This is a genomic window from Vibrio atlanticus, assembly GCF_024347315.1.
In the GTDB taxonomy this organism is placed as follows: domain Bacteria; phylum Pseudomonadota; class Gammaproteobacteria; order Enterobacterales; family Vibrionaceae; genus Vibrio; species Vibrio atlanticus.
In genome coordinates this window covers 1,729,499-1,742,898 of the sequence record NZ_AP025460.1, presented here as the reverse complement: position 1 = coordinate 1,742,898, position 13,400 = coordinate 1,729,499, and the positions used below count along the sequence as shown (strand labels likewise).

Sequence of the window (13,400 nt, the reverse complement as noted above, 5' to 3'; positions counted from 1 at the left end):
CCATGATTAAGCATTTATTAGCGCTGTATCAGAAGTTTTAACGTAATGTTCCAATGGCACTGTGATCCACCATTCAAGAACGACCTTACTTATGCTTACATTTTGCTAAAACGAGAGAATAACCAACTTTTGAAGACATGCATGAGCGACGGTTGCATAGAAAGTAAAACACCGTAGTACAGAGTAATGGAAAAGGAACAGAGTGCGCCTAGTTTAATAGTGTTTTTAATCAACAGGTTGCTGTGAACTGTTTTTGTGCAGAGAAGTCAGGCAAGTGAATAAATATTGCCTTAAAAAACAATAAATAATACTTAGCTAAGTCGTCAACATATAGCGTGTAAATTCGAATCGTTCTCCCAATAGATCCAATCAATAATATGGCGTTTATTTAAAATTTTTCATGGTGTAATATCTTCGCGAATAAAATGTTTGAGACTATTTATGTATAATTTATCTATGAAAATGAAGATGCTTTTGTCCGCGATTGTACCTGCGATATTGGTTGCGATTGTGACTCTAGTGATTGTTGTTAACTCCCAACTATCGGCACTTGAATACGAAGTACAAGATTACCAAACTGTACTAACTGATGAGCGTAAGAACAATATTGAAGATGCAGCTACTATTGCTCAATCTGTAGTTGAAGATGTAGTACGACGTTTTGGTACAGGGCAAGAAGCGCAAGAAGCCGTTAGGTTCGCTTTAAAAGAAGCACGTTTTTCTAATGGCAGCGGCTACTTCTTTGTATTCGACGAAAATGACCACTACATTGTTCACAGCCTAAAGCCACAACTTGAAGGTAAAAATGGCGGTGGTTTAAAAGATCCTAATGGTATCAAAATCACGGTTCGCCTACATGAACAGGCGACAAGAGGTGGTGGTTTCATTGAATACATTTACGACAAGCCAGGATCGTCGGTCCCTCAACCAAAAATTGCGTACGCTGCTCCTATTTCTGGAACGGGTTGGTTCTTAGGAACGGGTCTGTATATTGATGACATTGCTAAGGCTACAGAGGTTTACCGTCAAGAAGCCAGTGAGCGTATGGAAACGCAAATTTCAACAATTGTCATTACTGCGCTTGCATTAGTAGCCCTAACTTGTCTGATCATGTCTTATGTCGCTTCACGCATGATTGCCCCAATCAAAGATATGCTAAATACCTTTATCGACATTGCGAATGGTGAAGGTGATCTTACCCATAGAATTAATGTGTCGGGTACAGATGAAATTGGTCAATTAGGTAAAGCGTTTAACCAGTTTGTCGGCAAGCTTCACAATATTATTACTGAGGTTTCGAAAGCTACAAATAATGTTACGACGGCCACTGATCAAATAAGTAGCCAAACGGTTCATCTAAGTAATCAACTTCAAGAGCACAACCACGAGACAGAACAGGTGGTGACAGCGGTTACAGAGATGAGTAGTACAGCAAACGAGGTGGCACAAAGTGCTCATCAAGTGGCTAGTGCAACGAATGAAGCTAACAATGACGCTCATAATGCACAAAACCTTGTGCAAAAGTCGACGCAATCTATTGGCTCTTTAGAACAGAATGTAGTGACCACAAGTCAACACATGAATTCACTCCACGACCAGTCTAAAAAGATAGATGGTGTGTTACAGGTTATTGGCGAGATTGCAGAACAAACTAACTTACTAGCACTAAACGCAGCAATCGAAGCCGCACGAGCAGGTGAGCAAGGTCGAGGCTTTGCTGTAGTAGCAGACGAAGTACGTAACCTTGCAAGTAGAACTCAAGGTAGTACGTTAGAGATTAAGACCATGCTTGATGAACTTCATAAGTTGGTTGAACAAGCAGTTTCTTCGATGGGTGAAAGTAGCAATACTTGTCAGGACGTTGTGACTTCATCAAATGATATTTCTGCGGGTTTGAATGATGTTAGCACTGCTGTAGCCTCAATCAATGCAATGACCGACCATATAGCAACTGCAGCAACAGAGCAAAGCTCAGTAACGGAGGAAATAAACCGTAACTTGGTGACTATACGTGACATTGTAAGTTCACTGCTGATATCGAGTGAAACATCAAGTACCGCTGTGGATGAACTTAAACAGGCTGGTGGGCAATTAAGCCAACTTGTTGGTCAATTTAAGCTTTAGATACTAAATAAGCATAAACACTCCAATATAAATTAAAAGTGGCGACCAATTGTTAAGCAATTTGGTCGCCACTCTCTATCAAGCGTCAAGAGTTACATATCCTTAAGTAGACTATAAAAAAACATCCATCACCGCGAACACATCTCACCTATTGTCCACGTCCATCGACCATTACTATGATTGTTTTAGAAATGATGCTGAGATCAGCCACAATCCAAGATTTCATAGAGCACAGACTCAGTGCATAGCTGTGGTCAAAGCCCACTTTACGACGTACATCATCAATACAGGTATCATAACCTTGATTTACTTGTGCTAGTCCCGTAATACCGGGCATTACGCCGTATGTGCGGTCAGCAAAGTAGGGGATTTCGTTCTCTAGTTTGGTGTAAAAAGTAGGGCGTTCAGGACGTGGGCCAATTAGAGACATCTCGCCTTTCAATACATTGATCAGTTGTGGCAACTCATCAAGACGCGTCTTTCTTAAAAATCGGCCAACGGGTGTGATTCGAGGGTCATTCGCCGTAGCCCAAACTGCACCAGAACGCGTTTCTGCATCTTCGTACATGCTACGGAATTTCATGATCTCAAAGATTTCCATTTTCTCCGGTGTCGATTTACCAACACGCAGTTGACGGTAGAAAATCGGGCCACGAGAAGTGAGTACAATAGCCATCGCAATCAATGGAAATACTGGCGCTAGCAAAATCAAAGCAATCAGTGAACTCACGAAATCGAAAGTACGTTTAGCACGTGAGATTTTGTATTGGTATAAGTTTTGAGTAGATAGCTGTTCAATGTTCATCATAATAAGTCCTTAATGATTCGCTCGTGTCCAAGGTGAGTTTTCTAGCCCGATTAGGTAACGAATGCCACCAATGAAGTTGGCATAGTGTCCAACTATCAAATAAGAGATTAATGAAATAGGTTTGTTTACGAGACGCTTTGGCAAGATGCAGCCAAGTACGCCAATGGTATAAACGGCAACTTGAGCCCATAACAGCGCTTCAAATACCAAGTAGTTGTTAAGTAAGATTGAGCACACCAAGCACACAATCATTAAATATGGAGTGAGTAGACGAAGTCCTTTTCCTGAGAAGAACGCAAACGCGATGCCTTTGAACTTCGGGCTGAACAAGCCAAACAATCGAATCGCTTGTTGCATGTTACCCGCTGAAATACGAAGTCTCCTTTTGAAATCTGTTTCTAAATTTGATTCTTCTAGTTCCAGTGCGACCATTTGTGTTTCGTATTCTGCAATGTAACCTTGTTTAACGATTTGCATCGGTAGGATGAAATCATCATTAATAGTGTTGAGTGGAAGCAGTTCGAACAGGTGTGTTCTAAACAAGTAGAAAGCGCCATGAGAACCTAAGCTAGAACCTAATGAAGCTTCTGACTCTTTAACGGCGGTTTGATACTGCCAATAGGTATTTTCACCTTCGTTACCTGTTGGGAAAAGCTGATACGTTGCGTTTACCACGCCAACCTTGTCACTTTCAAAGTGAGCGGCGGCAATAAGCAGCGCATCCAATGAAATAAGAGCTGACACATCACTCAGTGCCGTGATGTCGCTGTTTATGCTTGTCACTTCTTCATTGATAACCGCAACTTTCCCTCGGTTGGTTTTGTGGTCATGTATCTCGAAATAGATATCGCTGCACATCGCTTCTTGAATCGTCATTTGAGCGATTTTTACCGTGTCATCAGTACAACCATCACAAGCAATAATCACTTGTAACTTCTTTTTTGGGTAATCGAGTGAAGCAAGATTACGGATCTTGTCTGCGATCCATTGCTCTTCGTTAAATGCCGGTACAAGAATGGTGATGGTGGGTAGTGTGCAATCTTGTTGTTCGTCTTTATAACAACGATGGCTCTCTTCAATCTGACGCGCCGGGTGACTTTTCGCATACCAACGTAGTAACAGTGGATAGGCGGCGTGATGGTAGACAATCAGCGCACCGGAGAATAAGCAAAGTCCTGCAAGCAACCAGTCGATCATGCGCAAACTCCTTCTGAGATGTCGTTGTAAGACGAAACCATTTTGATGATATCGAAGTTGTCGAGAACGTAACGACGAGGTGACAAAAAGCGTTCATTTTGTTTTTCTAATAGCGCACTGGCTAATCCGGCAATGCTGCCACTTTTGACGAGGGAACTGCTGATGGGACATAAGGTTTCATCAACCGCACCGACGTTCATCGCGACGGTTGGAATGTTACATGCTTGGGCTTCGAGTGTAGAAAGAGGAAGCCCTTCGTGGCGTGAAGGTAGGCAGAAGGTATCCAGCGCTCCGTAAAAGGTGGTCATGTCATCCACTAAGCCAAGAAAGATCACACGGTCGCTGAGATTCAAGCGGTCAGTGAGTTGTTCCAGTTGATTGCGTTTTGAACCATCACCAGCCAGTGCGACAACGGTGTTTGATGGCAGTAGAGCAAGTGCCTTAATCAGCTGATCTTGACCTTTCACGTGCTCTAAACGCCCCGCACAACCAATGATGTATTTGTCGGTTGGTAGGTTGTGCTTTGCTCTCGCGTCTGCTTTTGACATCGGTTTAAACTTCTCACAATCTACGCCGTTTTTAATCGTGATGATGTTTTTGTATGAAAACGCACAACGCAATTGATTGTAAACGCGTGTTGCATCGGCCACTAACGTTGGTTGAGCCGCTTTCAATGCAAGGGCTTGTAAGCGACGACGTTTGTTATTTTTCAAATGCCAAGCATCATGCTCGGTATGAATTCGAGTAGGAACCCCAGTTACACGGGCAGCGTAACCCGCGTAGAGCAGTGGACCGATGTGATGGGTATGAACCACATCGGGTCTAATCCCATTAAATGCTTTAATCAATTTGATGATGATATTGAATTGTACGCCTGGTGCTTTATCCAAAAAGACGATTTGATTTTGATACTGCTTTAATTTAGGCCAGTTGTTGATCGAGTCTTCTTTTGTCCCTTCTAAACTGACAATCAACACTTGGTCTGTTGGTTTAGCAAGGCGCAGCAAATCTAACGTTAGGGTTTCTAACCCACCCGGTGCAAGGTGTTGAACAACATGTATGATCTTCTTGCCATGCTTTGTTATCTGGTTATTCATAATTTGGGCCCTGCCTTTATAATTCTTGTTTCGCCATTCTTACGTTTATCTTGAAGTAACTTCTTTAAAACGTTTAGCTACACATTGAGATTGCAGGAGTTGTGCCAATTTAATAATTGTTATGTTTCAATGATTTATGTTTTATTGCTCTAGGGCGGTTTTCATTTCTCAAAATGGGAATCAAAACAGAATACGAATGAATGGCTGTTTGAATCGTGGTGTTAAATCAGGGGAAAGGTCTGGGGAAATCTAAAGTGGCATTAGAACTTGAATCTTTAGACAAACAAAACGCCAAGCGAATGTTGGCGTTTAGTGCTAGGAAGCTAAAAAGATAAGAAGCTACGAGGTTGGTAAGTTAAAAATGGCTTTGAGGCTGACTAGCTCATTTTGGGGATCACCGTAATCACTGGGACGCCTAAGATCTCTTCGATTTCGTCTTTACGCTTGATTGAAGAGTCAAACAGCTCAAACAACACCGCTAAGCCAATACCCAATCCGATACCTGCAACGAAACCAGCCAGAATAAAGATAAAAGTCGGCATGTTAGATTTCATGCTAGGCGTGAAGGGTAAATCGATAATCTTCACACGTTTGTTTTGCTCGAATACACCAAGTGAACCCGTTAGTTGAGCCATTTCATAACGCTCGGTCAGTTCATCGGATAGCTGACGCTTGATTTCAACTTGACGTTTAAGGCGGTACATCTCTTTTGCATTTTCGCCGAAGTTATTTGCCTTTTGTTCTAATTCGAAAATCATAGTACGAAGGCTTTTAGTCTCTTCAGTTAAAGACTCGAAGCGAGCACGAACCAGTTGTAGGCTGTGTAGTTGAGTGACCAAAAGAGGTTGGGTATCGGAAAGCTTGTTCAATGTCGTGCTACTCGCGATGTCCCAAAGCTGGTCGCTGTTCATCGTTGGTTGGGTTACCTCGAGCAAACTCTTTCGTTCATTTTCAAGTCTGTCTAGTTCTCTCACTTTTGCTTGCACAGCACTGTGTTTGTCCGTGTATTTAGCTTGTAACAAGGTAAGGTCGCTACGAATGTCGATGATCTGATCTTCTATTCGACCTATTACTGGATTGGTTTTAGAAAGTTGCTGGTCAATTGACCCTAAACTTTTTTCAACACCCGATAATTCCGCCTCTTTTTCCGCCAGTGTTTGTTTAAGTGACGCCAAGCGATTCAAGCTTTGGCTTTGCACTTCTGGCGTTGATTGGACGTTTTCGTTCATGTATGCGGCTAGCGCTTCTTCTGCCTCTTCAAGTTCTGCGCTACGTTTGTCTATATGGATTTTCAGGAAATTACTTGAGTCCTCAATTGACGAACGTTCCGGCGCTAGCAATTGTTCAATGAAATGCTCACTCACTGAACGAAGCGTTTGTTCCATTCCATTTGGTGTGTTTGACGTTAAGCTAATTTTTAGAAAGTCTTTTCCAAGCTGAGTAACTGATAAACGCTGAGACAAGTCAGTAATGATCTCTTGTTTCTCAACCTCAGGCATATCTGACGTGGTTAATTGCAGTTCATCAGCGACCGAGTAAAGTACATGTCGACTGTGAAGCAGTGTTCTCAACGCGTTAAGTCGGTCTTTGAGCATGGTAGATACGGCGATGTCTTCCAGGAATGGATTCATCTTGGCCGTTTCTTGAATCAACATACTGGTATGCGCGTCATATTTAGTCGGAGCCAATTTGCTCACACCTAAGCCTACAAAGGGCAAAATAAGGATTGGTAGAACAATAACGTAGCGTTGGCGCCACATGGCATTGATGATGACTAATAACCGCAATTTCAGATTATTCATAATAGCTCCAACATCCAATGTACGAAGTTACCGCGGTTCTGCCAACTGTCTTTGGAGACAACAGATACTGGCGAGTTTTCAAGGTGACGGCTTTGCTCGAGAGCTTTGACCATCTGTTGTCCATTATCAACGGACGTAACGTGATTCTTATAAGGAACCATCGCAGGAAAAGGGGTGGTCACGATAGGAGTTCCCGCGGCTAGGTATTCCATCAACTTTAATGGACTGCATGCTCGGATCTGTTCGTTATCCACGAAAGGTAATAGGCTCACATCCCAGTGTTGTGAATAACTTGGCAATGTGTGATGTGGACGAGGCCCAAGGTAATGTACGTTATCCAACTTAGGCAGCATGAACGTATCAAGCTCATTTGGACCAATGAAAACAAAATCCCATTCCGGCATTGCCTTCGCAACATGATCAATCATTTCATAATCAAGCCACTGAGAAAGGCTGCCGTAAAAGCCTGCAATCGGGCGGTGGTTGCTTGGTAAATCGTGTGCTCTTGGTACTGGTGTAGAAAATAACCCGACATCGACTCCATGTGGTAAGAGTTGGGCTTTCTCGCTAGGGAATTTGTTCATCAAGTTTTTACTAGCAGCGAAGATCAAATCTGATTTTTCAATGAGTTCCAATTCGTGCTGTGCGACTGTATTGTGGTCTACGCCCGCAAGTGCGCTAAAGTCATCCCCGCAGTAATAAACAACCGCTGATTCACCTAGGTGTCCGCACAAATCAACAGCGGTCGGAAGCGAAGTCCATAAGATAGGCGCGTTAAGATTAAGCTCTGCAATCACTGGTTTTAGTTGGTGCAACATCATTTGCTGAGCCAACTTTCTAGAAAATTGAGAAGCAGGCGCAGGGATTGTCTTTAAGTTAACGATAGTAATGTTATCGTGTCCCTCAGAGTCGAGCATATTTTGAGTAACGGCTTTGGTTTTGCCAAACAATTTGTTGAACGCTCGTGTTGCATCTTTAGCGGACAGCTTCGGTTGTCTTAGGCCAATAGAGTTGACCCATAAGACTTTGTGTTGCTTAGCAAGGTGACGCACTAAATGTTGAGTTGATGACGGTAGGCCGCCAAAGTCTTCACCAAATACGATTAAATCACGCATGGTCACCTCCATGAGTCTCTAATGAATCGAATACATCGGATTCAGTCACTTCAACGGATTTAATCTGTCCGACTACTCGAGCTGGGTTACCACCTGCGATTGCAAAGGCCGGGATATTCTTTGTTACCACGCTGCCTGCGGCTATTACGGCACCTTCGCCGATGGTTACGCCGCCTTTTACAGTTACATTGGTTCCTAACCAAACGTCAGGTTCAAGAATGATGTCGCCGATTTGCTGAGGGTCATCACCTTCACCTTGCGCTCGACGTTTTGCATCTAGCGGGTGACCAGAGTATCCAAATAGGAACGCGCCGCCAGCGATACGTACGTTGTCAGAGATAACGACTTTACCGCCAACAGCGATAGTCGACTGCCAACCGATGTCGACGTTGTTGCCAATCGACAATAGTGGGTGTTCCAAGCCTTCAAGTGGCTGAGTACAACCAGAGAATGTCGTGTGGCCAGAGATACGGCAGTTATCGCCAATCGAAATTTGCACCGGACCGCTGACGAAAGGCAGACCACCATACAAATACAGGCGCTTGCCACATTGAGCCACACGACCTTTGAAAGCCGGTGTCCAGTAGAAGAATCGCGTCAAGCCAGAAACCAAACTCACCACTAGCTTGTGCGCTTGATAGAGGCAACGATTAAGTATTTGAGGGGTAGGTAGCTCTGCGCTTCTGATGTCTTTCAAAATGAAAAACACATTTCTAATTCGAGAATTGGGATGAAACTTAAGCCAATGCTTGAATTGATGTATAGATACTGACGTCATAATGAAAATCCTCTATTTTGTTATATAGAAGTACTTTCATATACTGTGCCATTTAATAAATATAATATTTTCAACGAGTTAAAATGTGGCTTTTAGGTTTTCTCATTTTGACAGGCAGTTTGAGATACGTTAGAGACGCAAACTGTGAGCGCTGCGAGGATATAAATCGGCCAGTTGAAGCCTTGAGTCAAAAACGTACCCGACACGATTGTTCCAATCAGACCTGCATAGATCGCATAGGCGACCGAATTTAGTTCAGGTGCGATTTCTGTAGTTGAGTTTTTTAATCTGGTGAGTGTGGATCGGGAGGTTTTGATCAAAGAAACGATAAGGCAGACAAAAATGATAAGACCAATGAAGCCAGTCTCTGCTAACACACCAAACCACGTACTGTGAACGGCGTGATTCAGTCCGTCCCAGTGCGAACTGTAAAAGAAGTAATTCGAGAAGAAGTTGTTCAACCCTACGCCAGTCAGTGGATTCTCAACTGCCATTTTTACTGCCGCTTCCCAGGCATATATTCGTCCCATCGCAGATTCATCGATACCTTGTTCAGCGGCACCACCAGAAGCTCTGTCTGAGATCCCAGCAACTAAATAGAGCACCACGGCCGCGATGGTTCCTACGGAGATTAACAGGACTTTAGAACGAACTAGTTTCCACGCAAAAATACCAATCACCGCTATACAACCCAGTAATCCGCCACGGCTTTGAGTCGCAATAATGGCGGCAAGCAGTAACAGGCAGACTAAGGCACTGATTAAACGTTTGGACCGTGAAATGCCAGATGTGGTGGCTTGGCTTATCGTAAAGGCAAGTGGGAACATCAGTACCAGTGCTAAGTCGTTAGGGTCACCTAACATAGAGCCAAAATCGCGTCCAATAGTTACGCGCGAGCCTTCAACAAGCCCAATACCATTTACTGAGTTGTACACGGCAATAAAACTGACTAAAGCGCCTGCGTAAATAATCGTCATCGCGGTTTTTGCAAGATTTTCCGTGGTGTTTACTAACCAAGTAATCGCAAGCGTCATGACGATTATTTTCCAATAAACACCTTTGAATTCTGCAAATGCTATGGGCCTGTTAGACGCGAAGATAATGCCAATGAAAACTAAACCCCAAAATATGGCGAGCCAATTCAAGCAAGGGTGCCAAAAGATTTTAAGCTCTTTACTGATTAATGCATGCCAGAGCAGGGCTGATAGAGCGCCTAGTGAGAGCATCAGCGGTATTTTTAGTGAATAGAGTTGAGGTATTGCTTCGTGAATTCGGAAAAATGAAAAGACAACGAACAGTAACACTAACCAAAATGTCTTGTTTAACACGAATAATCCGGCTAATGGCAGAAGAGCTAGCGCTACAATAACGGCGGGATGAGGCACAAAGTACCAAACAACACCAAGCCCAACACACAAGGTGCTGATCATTATGATGACTGGTAATCTATTGGCTTCTGGGTTGATCATTGTTACCTCTATTCGCAAATAAACCGGCTCGCAAATTTTTTAGGCGTAGTGACGCCTGATGTTAAATATTGCAAAGCGAGTGCCAGCTATGCATTTTATTTAACCAACTGATTTTATTTGGATTATTAAGGTAGGGCTTATCCCTGAAGTGAGGTTTTTCATTTTGAGAATCAGTATGGTACTGATTAGAATGCCCAAATCGTAAAGCTTAAATGATCAGTTATTTACTACGATCAGTATTAGCGATTGAGTTTATAGATTTCCAACAATTGCGGAACAACAGCTTGTGGCGAGTATTGGTTTTTGACGGTTTCTATCGCGTTATTCTTTAGAGAGTCGCGTCGTTCACTCGTCAATGACATCCACAAAGATAAATGCTGTTCTAATTCGGTTTCTGAATTGGCGAGGTAGCCGTTAACTTCGTGCTCGATGAGTTGAGGTAAGTTACCGACTGAGGTAGCGAGAACGGGGATGCCACGAATCATGGCCTCTAATGCCGCCATCGGCAGACCTTCAAATCGAGAAGGGATGATTAACAAGTTGATTTGGTTCCAAACGGCATCCATATTCGTTTGATGTCCGTGAAAAGTGACATTATTAGGCTGATATTTAACTAACGTGTCCATTTCTGGTCCGTCACCAAAAACCTCAAACTGAACCTCGGGAAACCGTTGAGCTAATGCAACAAATCTATCCGGTGCTTTTTCATGGCTTAATCGGCCCACAAAACCAATGTGAATTGGACTTGATGAATGGGAGCGTGATGATTCGGTTGGGACTTTAACAAAGTTATTCAATTGATGGGTTTTACTCGGTACTTTGGTTTTAATCTTCTCACTGACCACAAGCGACTGGTCGGAAAGGAAGCTGCTGTAACGGTCGAGCCAGTCATAAACCCAAATCTTGCCGGTTGGGGTTTCGCCTGCGTGAAAAGTGGTGATTTGTGTTGTGTTGTTTAGACGCGGTAGGAGCTTTATAAGCTTACTGACCAAACTCGCTTTGTAACCATGGGCGTGTATAAGTTTAGGCTGATTATGTTCGACGGCGCGTTTCAGCTGTATGGCACTATTGGCGCTTGAATCTGCAGTACATGAGGCTAAATCGGAGAGGTAACTATAAGGAATGTTCAGTGTTTTCAATTTTTTAACGATGAGCGCTTCAGGCGTAAACTTGGTCAAAAGTACGACTCGAACAGCTTCTGAATACTGAGCGCTTTCTGATATCAGGCCTTGCGCAAGCTCTAAAACGTGAGTTTCTATACCTCCAAAAGTTTGGCTGTCGATTAACAGCCAAATCTCGTGAAGGTTAGTCGTAAGTACACCTTGGCTAGGCTTGATTGCACTCATCTTCCGATTCCCAAGCCTGTTTCTTACGGTAAACAGTAGAAGGGCTAAGCTCTAACAACACGGCGGCATTTAACACATTCCCATCGCAATGATTGATGGCATGTTGAATAGCTTCGCGTTCTATTTGCCACATTGGACGAATAGCACCTTCGCTTGTGGTGAATACAGGCGTCATCGAACCGTTGCTAGTTGGGACAACTGACGATTGCTCCAACTCTTCTGGTGTAATAGGTGGTAACTTAGCTTCTGGATCTTCTACAACAGCAGGTTGGGGCACCGCGACTCGAATAGGCGTCACTGATTTCGATGTTGGAGCAGCATCTGCTTTATTAATCGGAGGCGGCAACATGTCTTTGGTTACGCTTGTTTCATTGTTCAACACCACGATGTTACGGATGATGTTTTGCAACTGACGTACGTTGCCTGGCCACGCATAACGTTTAAGTAGATTTTGCGTTTCTTTGTCTATTGATTTGAACTTTTTCTTGTCTTGTTTCGCATACAGTTTCAAAAAGTGATTAGCCAAAGTCACAATGTCACTTCCTCGTTCGCGTAACGGTGGCATTTCGATAGGCACAACGTGAACACGATAGTAAAGATCTTCTCTAAAACGTCCTTCTTCTACCTCAACCAGTGGGTCGCGGTTGGTTGCACAGATAATTCTGACATCAACTTTGATTTCACGGTTACCACCGAGTGGAGTAAATGTACCGGTTTGCAGAAATCGTAGGAGCTTCTTTTGCATCTCCAGTTCCATTTCACAAAGCTCATCGAGAAATAGGGTACCACCATGCGCTTGCATGGCTGCGCCTTTACGGTCGGTTGTTGCGCCGGTAAACGCACCTTTAACATGACCGAAGATTTCACTTTCCATTAGATCTCGAGGGATAGCGCCACAGTTAATGGCAACGAAGGGTTTACCGTTACGCTGGCTCTCCTGATGAATGGCTTCTGCACACACTTCCTTACCCGTGCCACTTTCGCCGTTGATGAACACGCTGGCAGTCGTTGGTGCCACGGAATCAATGATCTTGTAAACCGCCTGCATTGGCAGACAAGAACCGATGAAATTATGAAAGCGATCACGATCGAACTTGCTTTGCATGTTATCGACAAGGTTTTCGAGTTTCGCTCGGCGCAGGTGTAAGCGAACTGACGTTTTAAGGCGATCGGCTTGAATGGGTTTTTCTAAGAAGTCTTCCGCACCGCGTTGGATGAGATCTACCGCGATGTTTACTGAACCGTGCGCAGTTGCGATAACAACAGCTGTCGGGATTTCATTCTCACTGATCCAATCCAACACTTCTTCACCCGGCATATCCGGTAACTTTAAATCGAGAATCACGAGTTGTGGTATATGCCTTTCAATGAAGGTTTTTGCTTCAGCGCCGGTTTCGACGTGAAAAATATCGTAGGGCTCGTCTTTTACGTACTGCTTGTAGAGCACAGCAAGTGAGGTGGAGTCTTCAACTAACAATACCTTAGGGCGCATTGTATATTCCTTTTGAAACTTTATCCTAACCAATCAATAACATAGTGATATGGAACCATCAATACGAGTCTTGTGTATTTGTTATCTACCGCATGCAATCTTTTAAGGCGCGGTGTGTATAATTTCCCGCATTGCTACTCATACTGGTTCGCATCTTTATGGCGACTATATT

At 43.5% G+C, this 13,400-nt stretch carries 10 protein-coding genes; 1 reads left to right on the top strand and 9 read right to left on the bottom strand.

Features of this window, described 5'->3' with window-relative positions:
• Positions 1-441: 441 nt before the first annotated feature.
• A complete protein-coding gene (locus tag OCV30_RS07665; RefSeq protein WP_065680409.1) occupies positions 442-2,124 on the top strand; it encodes a methyl-accepting chemotaxis protein in 1,683 nt (560 codons plus the stop codon).
• Between the two features lie 148 nt (positions 2,125-2,272).
• Here OCV30_RS07665 and OCV30_RS07660 read toward each other — a convergent pair whose 3' ends face one another.
• The 9 genes from OCV30_RS07660 to OCV30_RS07620 all read right to left on the bottom strand — a co-directional run bounded on the left by OCV30_RS07660 (position 2,273) and on the right by OCV30_RS07620 (position 13,228).
• Positions 2,273-2,932 carry a sugar transferase gene (locus OCV30_RS07660; protein WP_017097829.1) on the bottom strand — a complete coding sequence of 220 codons (660 nt, stop codon included), beginning with the start codon at positions 2,930-2,932 and terminating at the stop codon, positions 2,273-2,275.
• Between the two features lie 9 nt (positions 2,933-2,941).
• On the bottom strand, positions 2,942-4,129 hold the full coding sequence (locus tag OCV30_RS07655) for a glycosyltransferase family 2 protein (RefSeq protein WP_065680408.1): 1,188 nt from the start codon (positions 4,127-4,129) through the stop codon (positions 2,942-2,944).
• Positions 4,126-5,226 carry a glycosyltransferase gene (locus OCV30_RS07650; protein ID WP_065680407.1) on the bottom strand — a complete coding sequence of 367 codons (1,101 nt, stop codon included), beginning with the start codon at positions 5,224-5,226 and terminating at the stop codon, positions 4,126-4,128. The genes OCV30_RS07655 and OCV30_RS07650 overlap by 4 nt, the downstream gene beginning before the upstream one ends.
• A gap of 377 nt (positions 5,227-5,603) precedes the next feature.
• A complete protein-coding gene (locus OCV30_RS07645) occupies positions 5,604-7,028 on the bottom strand; it encodes a GumC family protein (RefSeq protein ID WP_065680406.1) in 1,425 nt (474 codons plus the stop codon).
• A complete protein-coding gene (locus OCV30_RS07640) occupies positions 7,025-8,143 on the bottom strand; it encodes a glycosyltransferase (RefSeq protein ID WP_065680405.1) in 1,119 nt (372 codons plus the stop codon). Before OCV30_RS07640 ends, OCV30_RS07645 begins: the two co-directional genes overlap by 4 nt.
• Positions 8,136-8,921 carry an acyltransferase gene (locus OCV30_RS07635; RefSeq protein WP_009846767.1) on the bottom strand — a complete coding sequence of 262 codons (786 nt, stop codon included), beginning with the start codon at positions 8,919-8,921 and terminating at the stop codon, positions 8,136-8,138. The genes OCV30_RS07640 and OCV30_RS07635 overlap by 8 nt, the downstream gene beginning before the upstream one ends.
• A 92-nt stretch (positions 8,922-9,013) precedes the next feature.
• A complete protein-coding gene (locus tag OCV30_RS07630; protein WP_065680404.1) occupies positions 9,014-10,390 on the bottom strand; it encodes an O-antigen ligase family protein in 1,377 nt (458 codons plus the stop codon).
• Between the two features lie 239 nt (positions 10,391-10,629).
• A complete protein-coding gene (locus OCV30_RS07625) occupies positions 10,630-11,736 on the bottom strand; it encodes a glycosyltransferase family 4 protein (RefSeq protein ID WP_065680403.1) in 1,107 nt (368 codons plus the stop codon).
• Positions 11,717-13,228 (bottom strand): sigma-54-dependent transcriptional regulator, encoded by a 1,512-nt coding sequence (locus OCV30_RS07620; RefSeq protein WP_065680402.1) that lies wholly within the window; start codon positions 13,226-13,228, stop codon positions 11,717-11,719. The genes OCV30_RS07625 and OCV30_RS07620 overlap by 20 nt, the downstream gene beginning before the upstream one ends.
• Between the last annotated feature and the right edge of the window lie 172 nt (positions 13,229-13,400).

Bases quoted from the DNA above. Each gene is read 5' to 3' on its own strand.
- OCV30_RS07665 (WP_065680409.1), top strand. From the start codon at position 442: ATGTATAATTTATCTATGAAAATGAAGATGCTTTTGTCCGCGATTGTA.
- OCV30_RS07660 (WP_017097829.1), bottom strand. From the start codon at position 2,932: ATGATGAACATTGAACAGCTATCTACTCAAAACTTATACCAATACAAA.
- OCV30_RS07655 (WP_065680408.1), bottom strand. From the start codon at position 4,129: ATGATCGACTGGTTGCTTGCAGGACTTTGCTTATTCTCCGGTGCGCTG.
- OCV30_RS07650 (WP_065680407.1), bottom strand. From the start codon at position 5,226: ATGAATAACCAGATAACAAAGCATGGCAAGAAGATCATACATGTTGTT.
- OCV30_RS07645 (WP_065680406.1), bottom strand. From the start codon at position 7,028: ATGAATAATCTGAAATTGCGGTTATTAGTCATCATCAATGCCATGTGG.
- OCV30_RS07640 (WP_065680405.1), bottom strand. From the start codon at position 8,143: ATGCGTGATTTAATCGTATTTGGTGAAGACTTTGGCGGCCTACCGTCA.
- OCV30_RS07635 (WP_009846767.1), bottom strand. From the start codon at position 8,921: ATGACGTCAGTATCTATACATCAATTCAAGCATTGGCTTAAGTTTCAT.
- OCV30_RS07630 (WP_065680404.1), bottom strand. From the start codon at position 10,390: ATGATCAACCCAGAAGCCAATAGATTACCAGTCATCATAATGATCAGC.
- OCV30_RS07625 (WP_065680403.1), bottom strand. From the start codon at position 11,736: ATGAGTGCAATCAAGCCTAGCCAAGGTGTACTTACGACTAACCTTCAC.
- OCV30_RS07620 (WP_065680402.1), bottom strand. From the start codon at position 13,228: ATGCGCCCTAAGGTATTGTTAGTTGAAGACTCCACCTCACTTGCTGTG.